A 16,991-nucleotide genomic window follows, 5' to 3' on the forward strand; every position below is an offset into this window, starting at 1 on the left:
TGAGGCTCCTGGTCTGCTGGCCTAAAGGTTGTTGTACAGCCACTTGGGCATGTAGTACTTGCGCCGGTTGAAGACGCTGCCGATCAGCCTGGCACCGGCCTGGGTCAGGCGCTGGGCGGCGGCCTGGGCCACTTCCCAGCGGGTTTCCTCGGCGCACACGACGAGAATCACGCCATCGACCAGGGTGCCGATGATCAGGCTGTCGGCGCTGGCGTACACCGCCTCGCCGTCGATCACCACGAAGCGGTAGTGCTCGCCCATGTGCTTGAGCAGCACCCGCAGCAGGTCGGGGTTCAGGCGCTCCTTGCCGCGCTTGTAGGTGCCGGCCGGCAGCACGTCGAACGGCTGGTCGGACAGGCGCACGATGCAGTCCTGCATCAACGGCGGGGTGTCCTGGTCGAACATCAGGTCGTTGAAGCCGCGCAGCTTGTGCAGGCTCAACTGCTGGCTGAGGTTGTTGCCGCTGGGGCTGCTGTCGACCAGCAAGACCGGGCCGCCGCTCATCAACGCCAACTGGCTGGCAAAGGCCAGGGCGCTGGTACTGGTGCCGCTGCCGGTGTTGGCAGCGGTCAGCAGCAGGATACGCTGGTCTTCATCGAGCACCGTGGAGGTCAGGTTGGTTTCGCTCGGGGTGGCGATCGTCAGACTTCTTGAAGTAGAACCGTCCATTCAACTTGCTCCGTGGCCGCTGAAGACTTTGAAGGGAGTCTTGAAGAGGATCTTCAGATCCAGCATCAAGCTCTGTTCGTTGATGTAGCTCAGGTCCAGTTCGACTCGCTGGTCGAAGTCTATGTCGCTGCGTCCGGAGATCTGCCACAAGCCGGTCATGCCGGGGTAGATGCTCAGGCGGGCGAGGTGGTTGTCTTTGTAGCGATAGGCGTTGAACGAGGTGGGGCGCGGGCCGACCAGGCGCATGTCACCGAGCACCACGTTGAACAGGTTGGGCAACTCGTCCAGGCTGCTGCGCCGCAGCCACTGGCCGATCGGGGTGACGCGTGGGTCTTTGTCGATCTTGAAATCGATGGCATCGGCGCCGTGCTTGTTGAGGTGGCGCACCGAGTCCTTCAAGGCCTCGGCATTGGCGACCATGGTGCGGAACTTGTACATGCCGAAGGCGCGGCCGCGATAACCGGTGCGTTTTTGCACGAAGAACACCGGGCCGGGGCTGCTGAACTTGACCAGCACGGCCAGGCCCAGCAGCAGTGGCGAAATGATCGCCAGAATGCACAAGGCACCAAAGCAGGCGACCACCCGGTTGGTGCGCGACAGGGTCCAGGGGCGCCCGCCGGCACGGCCGGTCAGCCAGCCACGGCCTTGCATGTGAATCGCCGCGTCGATGCGCTGGCGGTGCGCGGGGTCCATGCGCTTGTCTTGATACAGTGCCTGCAGTTGCGCACTTTTAGGTTGTCCTGTCATACCGTTCTCCGTTGCTGCGCGGGCAAGTGCCCGTTGACCCGCACCGCGTCCCGGTCAAGTTGCGGGTAGTACTGATGAAACCAGGCAATAAAACGCCCGAGCCCTTCATCCAGCGAAACCTGGGGGGTGAAGCCGGTGACCTGTTCCAGGGCGCTGGCATCGGCACAGGTGGCCAGCACATCACCCGGTTGCAAGGGCAGCAGCTCGATGCTGGCGCTGCGTTGCAAGTGTTTTTCCAGCAAGGCCACGTAGTCGGTGAGTTCCACCGGGCGCTGGCCGCCGATGTTGAACAGGCGCCACGGCGCGTGGCTGCTGGCCGGGTCCGGATGCTCGCGGTCCCAGGCCGGGTTGGCGGTTGGCGCCAGCGGGATCAGGCGTACCAGGCTTTCGACGATGTCATCGATGTAGGTGAAGTCGCGCTGGTGCTGGCCGTAGTTGAACAGCTGGATCGGCCGGCCTTCGGCAATCGCCCGGGCGAACTGGATCGGCGACATGTCCGGGCGGCCCCAGGGGCCGTACACGGTAAAAAAGCGCAGGCCGCTGGTGGGGATGTCGAACAGGTGGCTGTAGCTGTGGGCCATGGCCTCGTTGGCTTTTTTGGTCGCCGCGTACAGCGACAGCGGATGGTCGACGGCATCCTCGACCCGGTACGGGGTGTGCTGGTTGGCGCCGTACACCGAACTCGACGAGGCATACAGCAGGTGCTGCACCGGATGGCGGCGGCAGCCTTCGAGAATGTTCAGAAAGCCGCTGAGGTTGCTGTCGATGTAGGCCCGCGGGTTTTCCAGCGAGTAGCGCACCCCGGCTTGCGCGGCCAGGTGAATCACTACCTCGGGTTGCTCGCTGGCAAACAGCTCGGCGATGCCGGCGGCATCGTTGAGGTCGAGGCGGTAGAGGGTAAAGGCTCTGGCCTCAGCTTCGACCCAGCGCACCCGCGCATGCTTGAGCGCCGGGTCGTAGTAGTCGTTGAAGTTGTCCAGGCCGATCACCTGGTGGCCGTCGCGCAACAGCCGCAGGCTGCAATGGGCACCAATGAAACCGGCGGCGCCGGTGACCAGGATCTTCATGGCGCCGGTACCTCCGGCTGCACCTGGCGCAGGCCGATGCCACTGTAGCTCAGGCCGAAAGTGGCGACCTGGTCGGGGTTGTACAGGTTGCGCCCGTCAATGATCAGGCGGCTGCGCAGCTTTTTCGCCAGCAGGGCGAAGTCGACCACGCGAAAGTTCTTCCACTCGGTGCAGATCACCAGGGCGTCGGCGTCTTCCAGGGTGTCGTCGCGGGTGGCGCACAGCTGCAGGTCTTTGCGGTAGCCGTAGATGCGCCGGCATTCGGACATCGCCTCGGGGTCAAAGGCGCACACGGTAGCGCCTTCGGCCCACAGCGCTTCCATCAGGTAGCGGCTGGGGGCTTCGCGCATGTCGTCGGTGTTGGGCTTGAAGGCCAGGCCCCAGACCGCAATCGACTTGCCGGCCAGACTGCCAGGAAAGCGCTGCTTGAGCTTGGCGAAGAGGATCTGACGCTGGCTGTCGTTGACTTCACTGACGCTTTGCAGCAGGCGCAGCGGCATGCCGCTGCGTTCGGCGGTGTGCAGCAGGGCGCGCAGGTCTTTGGGGAAGCACGAGCCGCCAAAGCCGCAGCCGGGGTAGATGAAGTGGTAGCCGATGCGCGGGTCGGAGCCGATGCCTTTGCGCACCGCTTCGATGTCGGCGCCCAGGTGCTCGGTGAGGTTGGCCAGCTCGTTCATGAAACTGATGCGCGTGGCGAGCATGGCGTTGGCCGCGTACTTGGTCAGCTCGGCGCTGCGGTTGTCCATGAACATGAGCTTTTCATGGTTGCGGCAGAAGGGCGCGTAGAGCTCGGCGAGCTGGTCGTGGGCCTGGTCATCGGCGGTGCCAACGATGATCCGGTCCGGGCGCATGCAGTCGGCCAGGGCGCTGCCTTCTTTAAGGAATTCGGGGTTGGACACCACCCGCACCTTGAGCGCGCCCTTGCCCAGGCGCTGCAGTTCTTCGCCGGCCAGGGCGGCGACCTTGTCAGCGGTGCCGACCGGGACGGTGGACTTGATGATCAGGGTGCGATCGGCTTCCATCAGCCCGGCGATCTGCCGGGTCACCCCCAGGACATGGGAGAGGTCGGCCGAGCCGTCTTCATCCGGCGGCGTACCGACGGCGATGAAGATCAGTTCGGCGTGACTGACCGCATCACTGGCCTGGGTGCTGAACAGCAGGCGGCCTTCCTTGATGTTTTCTTCGAGCATGGCCGAAAGCCCCGGCTCGCTGATCGGCGGTACGCCCTGACGCAGTTGACTGATCTTGTGCGCATCGACATCGACGCACAAAACCCGGTGTCCTACGTCTGCGAGGGCCGCAGCTTGCACAAGACCGACATAGCCGGTGCCAAATACGCTCACGTCCATGTCGGCGTGCCTCGTATGGAGTAATGAGGATGAAACAGTGGTGTGATTTCGGTATAGCCCACCCGTGGGAAGTCGTGTCAATCAAATGGCATGTTTCGTCGGATTTACACTCGCTGTGATTTGGGCTTTTTGCTATCAAGCCGTTCTAAATCCGGGGGTTAGCATTGGTGAGCACTGGCCAATTGCCGCATCGCAAAACGATGAACGGTCGAAGCCCGCGATAAACAAGGCGTTTATGGATGTGGATGTTTCACGAATGCAACGCTTTCGCGTTTTTGAACTGTCAGAATTGGCGCCGCCAAGTTGGGTCAAAAAACTGACGCTGTTCCGGTTTGCGCTTTGGGTGGCGACTGCTAACGTGTCAATGTCCGGGTGCTTGCAAGGTCAAAATTGGGCGAGGGGAAGATGTTCAAATACGTCAAGGAACTGCTGCTGGCGCTGTACCTGCTGAGCAATTACCCCTATTACCTGGAGCGCTTGCAGGCCATCGGCCTGAGCCCGGCGTTGCTGTTGTACCTCGGCGTCCTGGTGCTGCTGGTGCTGGCCTTGCTGCTGTGCGCCAACATCCGCCAGGCCTGGCTGCGCTGGGGCTTTGCCCTGGTGTTCAGCGCCAGCGCGGTGTTCTTCGATGCCTACACGCGTATTACCGCCGACTACCTGACCTACAGCGGCTTTATCTCGATGGTGTATTCCGGTGGTTTTATCGGCGAGGCCATCGAGCAGTACCACAGCGTGATCCTCCGGGTACTGGGCAGTTCGCTGCTGTTGCTGCTGGGCCTGGGGCTCAAGCCACGCCACCCTGTGCCCGGGCCCAGGGCGCTGCCGTGGGCGGCGCCGCTGCTGGGCATTGCCTTGCTCACGGCGATTCTGTTCGTGCGCGCCGGCGAAGGCGCGCGCGGCCTGCCGATCATGTACACGCCGCTGGCCTATGCCAACCTGATGCTCTACGAGTCGCTGCACGACAGCGTCGGCCCCCGTGAGCCGGTGACCCTGGCACGCAGCGGCCCGGCCCTGGCCCGCGACATCGTGCTGATCATCGACGAAAGCGTCTCGGGCAATTACCTGGACCTGAACACCGCCCATGGCGTGCGCAGCCAGCTCAACCAGGCCCGGCCCGGGGTGAGCATTTTCAATTATGGCTACGCCGCCTCGATCGCCAACTGCAGCTCCGACACCAACGTCACCCTGCGTTATGGCGGCACCCGCGACGACTACCTGCGCATCAACTCGACCCTGCCGTCGATCTGGCAGTACGCCAAGGCCGCCGGCCTGGGCACCGTGTACATCGACGCCCAGCGCACCGGCGGCAACCTGCAGAACCTGATGAACGCGGCGGAAAAACGCGACATCGACCAGTTCATCCAGTTCGACGGCACCCCGGTGCGTGATCGCGACATGGCCGCTGTGGCCAAGCTCACCGAGCTGCTGGCCGACGGCAAGGCGCAACTGATCGTGATCAACAAGGTCGGCGTGCATTTCCCGGTGCACGACAAATACCCCGACGACTTCATGACCTACCGCCCGGCCTTGCCGCGCGGGCAGTACACCGACATCACCGACACCGGCCGGCGCGACGGATTCAATGGCCAGCCCGAAGACTGGGTGCTGTACCGCAATTCGTACATGAACAGCCTGCTGTGGAACGTCGGCGAGTTCTTCAACCGCCTGTTCGCCAAGGCCGACCTCAGCCAGGCGGTGCTCATCTACACCTCCGACCACGGCCAGGACCTGCACGAGCGCGGCAACCCGGGGCTCAACACCCACTGCGACAGCAACCCGGTGGAAGAGGAGGGCCTGGTGCCGCTGGTGGTGATCCAGGGCCAGGGCCTGCAAACCCTTGACTGGCAGGCGCAACTGGCAACCAACAAGGACCGCTCCAGCCACTACAACATCTTCCCCACCTTGCTGCAGCTGCTCGGCTACGACCCGGCCGGCATCGCCGCGGTGTACGGGCGCTCGCTGGTGGTGCCGAGCGACGACCCGTTCAGCTTCAATACCCGCTTCAATGCGCGGCTGGGGGCCAAGCCGGTGTTCAAGCATATTGACCTGAGCGAAGTGGTGACCCCGGGGGCGGCCTTGCCGAATGCGCAGATGCCGGTGGGCCAGGCGGATTGAGCGGGTGAAGGCACTATTTATCTAGCTCCGCCGTCAACGGCGGTGCTGCTCTCCTGACAGCCCCTCACTGTCAGGAACTTTTCCAATGACACCTGCAAAGCCAAACCCTGCGTTGATTTTCCACCGCACCTTGATCGGCGCGGCGATTCCTGCCTGGGTCAGCCATCTGGCGGCCAAAGACTTTCAAACCCTGCTGCAGAGCCAGCAACTGCCGTCGGCGATAGAGCCGCAGCTACAGGCTGCGCTCAAGGCTTCGAGGGCTGCACGCCAGGCGCTGGCAGTTCAGCTTGCCGCGCTCAAGGGCATCAGCCAGTTCTGTGCACCACTGTTGGCCCGTTCATTACGTGAGGCCCATGGGGTGGAAGTGGATGTGCTCAAGGCGCAACTGCACCAGGTCGGTTTTGAAACCCTTGGCGGGCGTACCTTGCCCAAGGGCGCGACCCACAGCAGCAGCCTGCTTGAGGCGGCGCTGCAGAATTTCAGCGCCAACGAAGACCTGGGCCCTTTCAGCTACCTGGCTGACGCGCAAGGTCAAACCGTGAGCCTGAGCTGTGAGCGTTTCCTCGCCCTGTGCCGCGAACTCGACCTGGGTCGGCAGTATCAGCAGCACCTGGCCGAGGTGCTGCAGGACCCCGTCAGGGCCGCCAGCATGACGGCAGCGACCCGGGCCGACTTCGTCGCGCAAGTGCAGCGGGCGCGAAGCTACGGTGAAATCACCGACGCAGTACAGGCCGCGTTATTGCTGCTGGCCAATGGCGCTGCGCCCCGGCTCGATGGCAAAGCCGTGGTCTGTCGGCAGATCAGCGTGCTGGGCAGCGTGCTGGACGGAGCGCTGTTGATCGGCCCGGATCCGGCGGCGAGCAATGTCACTGAACGCTGTGTGGCCTGGATCGCCGGCGCGCCGCTGTACCCGATCAAGGAGTATTCCTCGACCAGCGCCTTTGCCCACGACCTGGCTACCAGCCTGCAAGCTGACGATTACCGCCAGGCAATACTCAAATGTGTGCCCCAGGCCGAGCGCCCGGCATTTGTGCGCGCCTTGAATCAGGCGCTGTACGTCGAACGCTTTGAGGGCGAGGAAAAGATCCGCCAACCGATCCGCAATCCGCGCCTGCAGGTCGAGGAACATGCGCTCGACGGCGAGCTGTGGAGCCGCTTGCAGCGCCTGCAGGTGCGCAGGCTCAAGGCCAATGCCCGGGTACTGGCGGTGCCGACCGCCGATGAAGACCGCGCCGCGCGCCTGGCGCGTTTGCAGCATTGGCTGGATATCGGCCTGAATGTGCTCAACGCTGCGGCGTTTTTAGTCCCGGCGCTCAATCCGCTGATGCTGGCGGTGACCGGCGCGCAACTGATGGCCAACGTGTTCCATGGCGTCGAGGCCTGGGAAGCCGGGGAAACCGCCGAAGCCCTGGCGCAGGTCGAGTCGCTGGTTGTCAACCTGGGTTTGATCGCAGGGCTGGGGGTAGCCGGCAGCGCCGCCGAACCGTCGCTGTTTGTCGATGGTCTGGAGCGTGTCGAATTGGCCAATGGCCAAGTGCGCTTGTGGAAGCCCGACCTGAGCGGTTATGCAAGCCCGGTGCAACTACCCGAGGGCCTGGCGCCCAATGCCCTGGGGCAGTACGCGCTGAACGATCAGTTGTACATCCGCCTGGATGGCAAGCTGTACCAGCAACGCTATGATGCCGGTCTTCAACAATGGCGAATCAGGCACCCGGACAACAACGACGCCTTCGAGCCGCCGCTCAAACACTACGGTAACGGCGCCTGGCAGTTCCAGGGTGAACAGCCGCTGCATTGGGAGCGTGGCCAGTTGCTGCGGCGCATCGGCGTTCTGGCCGAGGGCCTGGACGATGCCAGCCTGGCACAGGCTGCCGAGATCAGCGGGGTCGACGACGACGTGCTGCGCCACATGCATGTCGAGCAGGGGCCGCTTGCACCGCTGCTGGCCGATACCTTGCAGCGCCTGCAACTGGACCGGCGCATTACCCGGATGGTCGCCGATATCCGCAGTGGTGCGGCGCTGGAGGCGGGCATGACCTATCCGCTGGCGTTGCTGGTCGAGTTGCCCAAATGGCCGGCCAACCGGGTACTGCAGGTGTTCAGGGGGCCGGAGCTGTGGGGTGAATCGCAGACCTATGGCCTGGAGCGCTGGCCCCAGGGTCACGCCTTCAAGGTGCTGGCCGCCGATGTGCGCAGCGGCAAGCTCGCCCAGGTGCTGTTGCAGGCCTTGAGTGAGGCGCAACGCAGCGAGCTGCTGGGTGAGCATTTGCCCGAGCAGGCACGCTTGCCGGCCTTGCGCGAGCAATTGGCCGATCTGGCAGAGCGCAAGCGCAGCGCGGTGTTCGACAGTCTGTACGCCAGTATCGAAAGCGCCCCCGGCCTGGGCGCCAAGACCTTGCAGCGTGACTTCGCCTCGCTGCCTGATTCGCTTGCCGAGGAAATTGTGCGGCACGCCACTGCCCAGGAGCGTGGGCAACTGATTGGCGAGCAAGCGCGCGTACCTGGACGCTTGGCCGAAGAAGCCCGGGCCTATCAGCGCCAGTTGCGCCTCAATCGTGCCCTTGAAGGGTTGGTGTTCCCTGCAAGAATGGCCCTGGACAGCGAGCGCCTGGCACTGCAATTGCTCGCCGATTTGCCCGGCTGGAACAGTGGTATTCGCCTTGAGCTACACCAGCAGACGCTGGCCAGCGCGGTGCTGGCCAGCGTCGGTGACACCGAGGCAGAGCTGCGCTCGATACTCAAGTACGAGGGTGGCTATCGCGTTTTCGATGCCCGCGGTAATGAACTGGGGCTGAGCGATGACTTTTTTGCTGCGCTGTTACGCGCACTGCCCGACACCCTGCGCCAGTCACTTGGGGTAGAGATCTACGAGCCCGCGCAACTGCGCCAGCGTCTGACCCAGCAAGCCCTGGGCAATCGCGCCCGCTGTTCGACCCTGATCGGCCAGCAACCCTCGCGGCCCTGGTTGCAATCGCCGTTGCGCCTGGCCGACGGGCGCCGTGGCTACCCGCTGGGCGGCGCGGTGGGGACCTTGCGTTCCAGCGAATATCGCCGTTTGAGTGCCTTGTACCCCGAGTTGCGTGCCAATGAAATTTCCGAGATCAAGAACCAGCTGAGACTCGCCAATGAAGACCTTGGTGTTGCGATCCAGGGCCTGGAAGATGAGTATCGCCAGCTCGGGCAGACCCTCGACAACTGGGTGGCGCAGCGACCCAGCGCTGGCGAGCGGGTGGACCGGGAAATGCTTCGTGACCGGCTAAAAGCCGCCTGGCGCCGTGTGGGTGGCGATCATAAACATGAACTGGACCTGTCCTCCTGGAGGCCTGGCGGATTGCCAGCGATCAATGTGCGCTTTCGCCATGTCACCCGCTTGTTCCTGCATCGGATGGAACTGAGCGCAGTGCCGGAGCAATTCCTTTCGTCGTTTACCGAACTCAGGGAACTGAACCTGGACCACAACCGCCTGACCGAGATACCCGCTGCGCTTGGCACCCGGACCAAGCTGCGGTTGCTCAGCCTCGAGGGCAACCAGATCGCGGTCAATGCGCGCATGTTCGACCCGCTGCAAAGCTTGCGGGCCTTGCGTGGGCTGGGCCTCACCGGTAACCAGATGGCCACGCTGCCGGTTGAAGCGATCAATGCCCTGGGCAAGCTCGATAGCCTGACCACGCTGGGCTTTCGGGCCAATGGCGCGACCCTCGATGCCGAGCAGTTGCAAGCCCTGGCGGCAATCCCGTTGCAGGAGCTGGACCTTGCCCGCAATAACATCCAGCTGGACGAAGACGGGGCCACAGCCTTTGCCGGCCTTGTGCGGTTGCGCAAGCTCAACCTGGCCGACAACCCCCTGGGCCGGGCGCCGCAGCTGGCCGGCCTGCGGATGCTTGAGCACCTGAGCCTGCGTGGCTGCCAGCTCGAAGACTGGCCTGATGGGTTGCTGGAGCTGATGCAGCCGCCAGAGCATCGGCTGCGCACGGTGGACCTGAGCAGCAACGAGCTGAGCGAGCTTCCCGACCTTGCGGCCACGGCCTTTGGCGGTGCGTTGCGTGCCGACGGCCAGCGCAGCCGCTGGCTGCTGCTCAACCAGAACCCGCTCAGCGAGGCCGCTGCCACTCACTTGCGCGGCCTGGGGATGCCGTTCAGTCACCGTGCCAGCGGCCTGGCCGCCGGCTGGTTACGTGAGGCGAGCGCCGAACAGCAGCAACTGTGGGACACCTTGTTCCCCGATGAAGACACCCATCGCCCGCTGTTGCTGGTGCTCGACCGGGCGCTGGAGTCCAGCGAGGCCCGGTTCGATTTCAACAACATGTCCGCCAGGGTCTGGGAGCTGCTGCGCGCCGCACAAGGTTGCGACCAGCTGTTCAGTGATTTGCAGGCGGTTGCCGACGCTTACCCACCAACCTGTGGCGACGCCGGGGCCGACGGCTTCAGTGCCCTGGAAGTCGAGTTTCTCGCCTATCGCCAAAGCCAGGAGGCGCTTGACCCGCTGCAGCGCACGGCGGCAGTGGTCGGCTTGTACAAACAGCTCTATCGCCGCGAGCTGGTCAACTCCCTGGCCCAGCGTATCGGCCTTGCCCGCGATCTGCGCCGCGATGCCATGCGTGCCGGCAGCCGCCCGTTGCCGGCCTTCGACCCGCTGGATAACCTTACCGACCAGGACCTGGAGCATGAGTCCGACCCGGTGGAAATTCGCCTGAAGTTGCGTCAGGAACTGGCCACCCGGCTCGACTTCCCCGAGCCGTCCAGCGGCATGCTCTATGCGCACAGGGCCGGTGTTGACGCGCGTGTGGTCAAGAATGTCGAGCGCGAAGTCCAGCGCCTGAGCAGCCAGGTGGAGGCCAGGCAGCAATGGATGGTGCTGCAACATGGCTGGAAGCGCTACTTGCGCAAACTGCACGGGCAGCGCTTTGCGACCTTCGAACAGCAATGGCGCGATGCCGCCGACTACCTGTTGAGCTGCCTGTACGACTGGCACGAGTTCGACGGGCCGCTGGCGCCCGAGGTGCGCAGAGCGGTGCAGCAGATCCTGCCCGATGCACCCGTGGACGGGCAGGGGCACCTGCAGCGTCTGGCACTGTCGGAAGGGCGCTACTTCACCGCTGAGCAGCAGTTGAAAGAAGTCAGCACTGCGGCCGAGCACGGCCTCATCCTCGAACTGACCCGCAGCAGCGAAAGCTAAGCGGCCTGAACGGCCTTGCCTTGCGTCGCTGCACTAACGGCGCAAGGCAAGCGCACTGGCGTCCTGGGCATGCAACACGCGAAAGCCTTCGGCTTCTTCCACCAGCCAGTCATGCACCGCCCGCGCCCCCGGATGCGCCAGGCCACCGGGCGGGTACAGCAACACATAACGCTTGTGGTTGGCGATCGGCAGGCCGAACGGCACGATCAGCGCGCCGCGTTCCAGCTCGTCATTGAGCAGGGTACGCCGGGCAATGGCCACGCCGATGCCGGCAATCGCCGCCTCGATGGTCAGGTGGTTGCGGTTGAAGGTGTGCCCACGGCGCACGTCCAGGCCACTGGCGCCAATCCCCTCGAGGTAAAACTCCCATTCGGCGTATTCCGAACTGCCGCGCCAGGCGGTGATGTCGTGCAGCAGCGGGTAATGCGCCAGGTCCGCCGGGCCATGCAGCGGCGGGCGGCCGCGCAGCAGTGAAGGGGCGCAGACCGGGAAGATCTGTTCGTCGAGCAGCGGTGTGGAATGCATGCCCGGGTAGCTGCCGTCGTTGAGGTCGATGGCCAGGTCGAAGTCGCCTTCGTGCAAGGCCTGGCTGCTGTCTTCGGCCACCAGGCGCAGCTGGATGTCCGGGTAGCGTTGCTGCAGGCGCGGCAGGCGCGGGGTCAGCCACTTGGCCAGAAACGACGGGATCGAGCGCAGGCGCAGGGTGCCGCGGATTTCGCCAGCGTCCAGGCGGCGCAACTCGGCATCGATGCTGCCATAGGCTTCGCCGACGGTCTGCGCCAGGCGCTGGCCTTCGGCGGTCAGCTCGACGCCGCGGGCGCGGCGCAGGAACAGGCGAAAGCCCAGGCGCTCTTCCAGTTGGCGGATCTGCTGGCTGACTGCGCCGGGGGTGATGTGCAGTTCTTCGGCGCAGCGGGTGAACGACAGGTGCCGCGCCGCACAGGCAAACACATGCAGCCAGACGTACATCTGGCCATTCATTTGTCGCTTCATCGTTTAGCTCTGCTAAAGGCTTGCTTAGAAAGTTTCGTTGGTCAACACGCAAGTGACCGGGCAGTATCGCGCAACTTCGCGACACCCATCAATTTTTTAACAGTGCCGTTGCGTGACATGGATTGTTGCCTCGGTCAGGCATTAGCATGGCTATCAGTGTTTTCGACCTTTTCAAGATTGGCATCGGCCCCTCCAGCTCCCACACCGTAGGCCCCATGCGTGCGGCGGCAACCTTTGCCCAGACCCTGCGTGAGCAAGGCCTGCTGGAGCAGGTCAGCCGGGTCGAAGTGCGCCTGTACGGCTCGTTGTCGGCCACCGGCGTCGGCCACGCCACCGACCGCGCCTGCCTGCTCGGGCTGATGGGCGAATGGCCGGACCAGATCGACCCGCAAAGCATCGAGCCGCTGATCGCGCAACTGCAGCAAAGCCAGGTACTGATGCTCGACGGCACGCAGGCGATTGCATTCGACTGCGCCAGCGACTTGCTGCTGCTCGATGAAAGCCTGCCGTATCACCCCAACGCCATGACCCTGGAAGCCAGCAGCGCATCGGGCTCGTTGCTGCAGCAAACCTACTATTCGGTCGGTGGCGGTTTTATCGTCGAGGCCGCGCAAGTGGGCACGGCCGGCAACAGCGCCGAGCAGGTGCAACTGCCCTATGACTTCGACAGCGCCGCCCAGTTGCTGGCGCTGTGCAAGCAGCACAAGCTGCGGGTCAGCCAGGTGATGATGGCCAACGAGCTGGCCTGGCGCGAGGAAGCCCAGGTGCGCAGCGGCCTGCTGAAACTCTGGGCGGCGATGCGCGAGTGCGTCGACAACGGCCTGCGCAACGAGGGCATCTTGCCGGGCGGGCTCAAGGTCAAGCGCCGCGCCGCCAAGCTGCACCGCAGTCTGCAGGAGCTGGGCAAGCCCAACGTCATCGGCTCGACCCTGAGCGCCATGGAGTGGGTCAACCTGTTCGCCCTGGCGGTCAACGAAGAAAACGCCGCCGGCGGGCGCATGGTCACCGCACCGACAAATGGCGCCGCCGGCATCATCCCGGCGGTGCTGCACTACTACATGAAATTCAACCCCGAGGCCTGCGACAACGACGTCGTCGACTTCCTCCTCAGCGCCGCTGCGGTGGGCATCCTGTGCAAAAAGAACGCCTCGATCTCCGGCGCCGAAGTCGGCTGCCAGGGCGAGGTCGGTTCGGCCTGCGCCATGGCTGCCGCCGGCCTTGCCGACGTGCTGGGGGCAACGCCCATGCAAGTGGAAAACGCCGCCGAAATCGCCCTTGAGCACAACCTCGGGCTGACCTGCGACCCGGTCGGCGGCCTGGTCCAGGTGCCGTGCATCGAGCGCAACGCGATTGCTGCAGTCAAGGCCATCAACGCCGTGCAGATGGCCTTGCGTGGCGATGGCGAGCACTTCATCTCCCTCGACCGGGTGATCCGCACCATGCGCGACACCGGCGCCGACATGCATGCCAACTACAAGGAGACGTCACGCGGCGGCCTGGCGGTCGCCTTCGTCGAGTGTTGATCCCATCGCGGGTCAAGCCCGCTCCTACATGTGGGAGCGGGCTTGACCCGCGATAGCTGCACCGCTGTTCCAAAGTTATTCATACGCAACAAAAACAACTACAAGGCAATATCGATGACTGATGTAAATAGCACCACGAGCGTTCGTGTGGATTCGGCCGCGCCTGCGCAAAGCCGTGCCTGGAGCCGTCACGACACCACCTGGGTCCTGGGCCTGTACGGCACCGCCATCGGCGCCGGTACCCTGTTCCTGCCGATCAACGCCGGGGTAGGGGGCTTCTGGCCGCTGCTGGTCCTGGCGGTACTGGCCTTCCCGATGACCTTCTACGCCCACCGCGGCCTGACCCGCTTCGTGCTTTCGGGCAAGCGCGGCGCCAGCGAAGACATCACCGAAGTGGTCGAAGAGCACTTCGGCGTCGGCGCCGGCAAGCTCATCACCTTGCTGTACTTCTTTGCCATCTTCCCGATCCTGCTGGTGTACAGCGTCGCCCTGACCAACACCCTGGGCAATTTCATGGAGCACCAGCTGCACATGACCCCGCCGCCGCGGGCGCTGCTGGCCTTGCTGCTGATTTGCGGGCTGATGATCGTGGTGCGCAGCGGCCAGGGCATTATCGTCAAGGTCATGAGCCTGCTGGTCTACCCGTTCGTGGCCGCGCTGTTGCTGCTGGCGGTGAGCCTGATCCCCAACTGGAACGGCGCCTTCTTCGCCCAGGCCAGCGAGGGCATGCCCCTGGAGCTGTTCTTCAAGACCCTGTGGCTGGCCATCCCGGTAATGGTGTTCTCGTTCAACCACTCGCCGATCATCTCCGCCTTTGCCGTTGACCAGAAGCACCGCTACGGCGAGCAGGCCGACGCCAGGAGCGGCAAGATCCTCGCCAGCGCCCACGTGATGATGGTGCTGACGGTGATGTTCTTCTGCTTCAGTTGCGTGCTGGCCCTGAGCCCGGCGGACCTGGCCGCTGCCAAACAGCAGAACATCTCGATCCTGTCGTACCTGGCCAACCACTTCCAGACCCCGGTGATCGCCTTTGTCGCGCCGCTGATCGCCCTGGTGGCAATCACCAAGTCGTTCCTCGGCCACTACATCGGTGCCAGCGAAGGCTTCCAGGGCATGATCGTGAAAAGCCTGCGCAGCCGCGGCAAACAGGTCTCAAGCAAGCGCCTGGAACAGATGACTGCGCTGTTCATGGTCATCACCTGCTGGGCCGTGGCGACCCTCAACCCGAGCATCCTCGGCATGATCGAGAACCTCGGCGGGCCGATCATCGCCTGCCTGCTGTTCCTGATGCCGATGTACGCCATCCACAAGGTGCCGGCGCTGCGCAAATACTCGGGCAAGGCCTCGAACGTGTTTGTGGTGCTGATTGGCCTGATTACCCTGTCGGCGATTCTGTTCTCGTTTTTTGCCTAGATCCGAGCTGTACCAGGGAAGGGCTGGTGCGGGCCGTTGCCGAGAAAGCCTGCGTGGTGTTCCAGGGGCTGGACGGTAATGGCCAGCTGGCCCAAGGGGATCGGATCAAACACCTGTTGCAACTGTTCATAGGGCAGGATGGTTCCTGCGGCTGTCCGGCAGGTGGACCAGAAGCCCACTGTGCCGACAAGCAGCCGCAACTGCTGAAGCCCAGCTTCTCTGACCGCTTGCGTCTGGCTTTCATTGATCCTCATGGCTGCTTCCTGGGTAAAATTCCAGGCATCGGTACGTTGATCCAGGCGCCGGTCAAGCAACGACAGATAGTCCAGGCCAGGGATCCTCAACTCGTTGGCATCTGCATTGATGTATGACGTATTGAGCGCGAAGTAACGCAGGGTGGCTTGGGCCCGGTAGTGGGTTGTAGAGATCAGCACAGCGCCGATTGGCTCGCGTTCATACTCGCTGTTATCTTCGTCAAGCAAAACCCTCTGAATCGACTGGAATGAGTAGCTCAACGGATAGTTGGCGCCATGAGGGTAAGACACGAGCGATTCGGTCGGCAGCATCAGCAACGGCAGCTCCTGCTTATTGGCCTGCTGTTGCGCTTGGTGGCAATCATGATCAAGCAGATAGAGGTGCTCCCAGTCCTGGGCACTGCAGTTGTCCCCTTCAACGCATGCGCCTGTCCGGGCATTCCACACCCAAACGTCATCGAGCAGCGGGCGCTCGCAGAATGAACAGAAGTTGCCGAAAGCGCTCAACAACAGTCGTGCTGCGGGAGCCTGGCGTAGCCGATTCGGCAGCAATGGGCGTACTAAGGGTCTCATGGCGCCTCACTCAGCAGGGGAGCTGGCTGATGTTGGTGCTGGGGTAATACAACTTGCTGGCGGAGTCATTGACGAAAGCTTTTGCATAGTGGGTGCCGTGCGAGTTGTCGAACGCCTGCATGACCGTCAGCCAGACTGAATAGAATCCGGAACTTGCTGCGCGTCGCAGAGTGATCGGCCACAGCCAGTTGTGTTTGGGGTCGGGGTCGACGCGGCTGAGCAATCGGCACTCCTCCAAGGCATCGAACCAGGCCCTGGTGCGATTCATCAGCCGTCGATCGAAGACGCTGGAAGAGTCGGCATTCAAGCCCAGCAAGTCGATCATCTCTGTCGCCCGGCCGTTGGCGTCACTGACAACCACGGCAACCTCCACGTCGCCGAAGGGGCCGCCGCCGATACTGGCATCGAGGTTGGCCAGGACCTTGTGCTGTATCACGTCATAAGCAGTGAGCCTGATTCCCGCACTGACCGATTCTGCTGCATTCAACACAGTCCATGTCTGCACTTTAGGGTCCAGGTACTGCAGTTGGTTGGGCAATGCCTGCCAGCAGCCAGCGTTCAGGTCCGGCCAGATGTAGTGTTGCTGACGGATACTGTTATGCAATTGTTGTTCGGTCGGGGAAAAAGCCTGTGCCCAGCTTGTTGCGGTTTTTCGATCCGGGTCATCGGCTTTGCACGTGTTGCATGGGCTGCAGGCCAGAAGGAAATTCTTCCACTCCACGGCGTAGTAAGGGAAATGGCTCTTGGGTAGGGCGTGTTCGACTTCGATCAGGCCAGGCAAGGCAGTACCGCAATAAGAGCAGAAGGCGCCCAGTTCGTCAGTCAGAGGCAATGCAGCCGTTTTGTAGATTTTACTGATCCGTTGCATCAGCCCACTTGCCAGCACGCTTTGCTCGGCAGGCGTAATGCGCCGGATACGCAGGCCTGTAACGTGGTCCAACAGTACTTGCAAGGCCAGAGTCAGGGGTATCTGGTAGGTTGGCGTCGCAGACGTGACACCGGCGATTTTCTGAAAAAGGGCCGCCACGGTGCCGCCTAGCAAGAGCTTCTGCGGCGGCGAGTATTTCGCATGGCGTGGCTGCTTGGTGACCGGACGCATGACTCAGCCCTCA

11 protein-coding genes are annotated in these 16,991 nt (G+C 63.4%); 4 read left to right on the forward strand and 7 right to left on the reverse strand.

What is annotated here, in order from left to right:
* Positions 1-21: 21 nt before the first annotated feature.
* Genes LOY22_RS12310 through LOY22_RS12325 form a run of 4 tightly spaced genes read right to left on the reverse strand, consistent with a single transcriptional unit; the run spans position 22 to position 3,832 of the window.
* Entirely contained in the window at positions 22-669 is a 648-nt protein-coding gene (locus LOY22_RS12310; RefSeq protein WP_045198772.1) for a CpsD/CapB family tyrosine-protein kinase, read from the reverse strand.
* On the reverse strand, positions 670-1,416 hold the full coding sequence (locus tag LOY22_RS12315) for a sugar transferase (RefSeq protein WP_045198774.1): 747 nt from the start codon (positions 1,414-1,416) through the stop codon (positions 670-672). It abuts the gene before it with no gap.
* Positions 1,413-2,483 (reverse strand): NAD-dependent epimerase, encoded by a 1,071-nt coding sequence (locus LOY22_RS12320; protein WP_045198775.1) that lies wholly within the window; start codon positions 2,481-2,483, stop codon positions 1,413-1,415. Before LOY22_RS12320 ends, LOY22_RS12315 begins: the two co-directional genes overlap by 4 nt.
* Positions 2,480-3,832 (reverse strand): UDP-glucose/GDP-mannose dehydrogenase family protein, encoded by a 1,353-nt coding sequence (locus LOY22_RS12325; protein ID WP_258597630.1) that lies wholly within the window; start codon positions 3,830-3,832, stop codon positions 2,480-2,482. Before LOY22_RS12325 ends, LOY22_RS12320 begins: the two co-directional genes overlap by 4 nt.
* Positions 3,833-4,237: 405 nt before the next feature.
* Between LOY22_RS12325 and LOY22_RS12330 the strand changes: the two genes are divergently transcribed.
* Together LOY22_RS12330 and LOY22_RS12335 are read left to right on the forward strand one after the other, a co-directional pair.
* Positions 4,238-5,947 (forward strand): sulfatase-like hydrolase/transferase, encoded by a 1,710-nt coding sequence (locus LOY22_RS12330; RefSeq protein WP_093383282.1) that lies wholly within the window; start codon positions 4,238-4,240, stop codon positions 5,945-5,947.
* An 85-nt stretch (positions 5,948-6,032) separates the two neighbouring features.
* Positions 6,033-11,123, forward strand: coding sequence for a dermonecrotic toxin domain-containing protein (locus tag LOY22_RS12335; RefSeq protein WP_258597632.1), 5,091 nt, complete (start codon positions 6,033-6,035; stop codon positions 11,121-11,123).
* A gap of 33 nt (positions 11,124-11,156) precedes the next feature.
* Here the strand turns inward: LOY22_RS12335 and LOY22_RS12340 are convergent, their stop codons facing one another.
* Positions 11,157-12,116: a LysR substrate-binding domain-containing protein gene (locus tag LOY22_RS12340; protein WP_093383275.1), complete on the reverse strand. Its 960-nt coding sequence runs from the start codon at positions 12,114-12,116 to the stop codon at positions 11,157-11,159.
* Positions 12,117-12,262: 146 nt separating this feature from the next.
* Here LOY22_RS12340 and LOY22_RS12345 point away from each other — a divergent pair, with 146 nt between their 5' ends.
* Together LOY22_RS12345 and LOY22_RS12350 are read left to right on the forward strand one after the other, a co-directional pair.
* Entirely contained in the window at positions 12,263-13,639 is a 1,377-nt protein-coding gene (locus LOY22_RS12345) for an L-serine ammonia-lyase (protein ID WP_093383272.1), read from the forward strand.
* A gap of 114 nt (positions 13,640-13,753) precedes the next feature.
* A complete protein-coding gene (locus LOY22_RS12350; protein ID WP_258597633.1) occupies positions 13,754-15,052 on the forward strand; it encodes a serine/threonine transporter in 1,299 nt (432 codons plus the stop codon).
* On the opposite strand, the gene LOY22_RS12355 is transcribed toward LOY22_RS12350, so the two are convergent.
* Positions 15,049-15,813: a hypothetical protein gene (locus LOY22_RS12355; RefSeq protein ID WP_258597634.1), complete on the reverse strand. Its 765-nt coding sequence runs from the start codon at positions 15,811-15,813 to the stop codon at positions 15,049-15,051. The genes LOY22_RS12350 and LOY22_RS12355 overlap by 4 nt on opposite strands.
* Positions 15,814-15,889: 76 nt before the next feature.
* On the reverse strand, positions 15,890-16,978 hold the full coding sequence (locus LOY22_RS12360) for an HNH endonuclease (RefSeq protein WP_258597635.1): 1,089 nt from the start codon (positions 16,976-16,978) through the stop codon (positions 15,890-15,892).
* Positions 16,979-16,991: the final 13 nt, after the last annotated feature.

The sequence above is a fragment of the Pseudomonas sp. B21-035 genome (assembly GCF_024748945.1).
Taxonomy (GTDB): Bacteria; Pseudomonadota; Gammaproteobacteria; order Pseudomonadales; family Pseudomonadaceae; genus Aquipseudomonas.

Coding starts and splice junctions, on each gene's coding strand:
- LOY22_RS12310 (WP_045198772.1), bottom strand. CDS start 669: ATGGACGGTTCTACTTCAAGAAGTCTGACGATCGCCACCCCGAGCGAA.
- LOY22_RS12315 (WP_045198774.1), bottom strand. CDS start 1,416: ATGACAGGACAACCTAAAAGTGCGCAACTGCAGGCACTGTATCAAGAC.
- LOY22_RS12320 (WP_045198775.1), bottom strand. CDS start 2,483: ATGAAGATCCTGGTCACCGGCGCCGCCGGTTTCATTGGTGCCCATTGC.
- LOY22_RS12325 (WP_258597630.1), bottom strand. CDS start 3,832: ATGGACGTGAGCGTATTTGGCACCGGCTATGTCGGTCTTGTGCAAGCT.
- LOY22_RS12330 (WP_093383282.1), top strand. CDS start 4,238: ATGTTCAAATACGTCAAGGAACTGCTGCTGGCGCTGTACCTGCTGAGC.
- LOY22_RS12335 (WP_258597632.1), top strand. CDS start 6,033: ATGACACCTGCAAAGCCAAACCCTGCGTTGATTTTCCACCGCACCTTG.
- LOY22_RS12340 (WP_093383275.1), bottom strand. CDS start 12,116: ATGAAGCGACAAATGAATGGCCAGATGTACGTCTGGCTGCATGTGTTT.
- LOY22_RS12345 (WP_093383272.1), top strand. CDS start 12,263: ATGGCTATCAGTGTTTTCGACCTTTTCAAGATTGGCATCGGCCCCTCC.
- LOY22_RS12350 (WP_258597633.1), top strand. CDS start 13,754: ATGACTGATGTAAATAGCACCACGAGCGTTCGTGTGGATTCGGCCGCG.
- LOY22_RS12360 (WP_258597635.1), bottom strand. CDS start 16,978: ATGCGTCCGGTCACCAAGCAGCCACGCCATGCGAAATACTCGCCGCCG.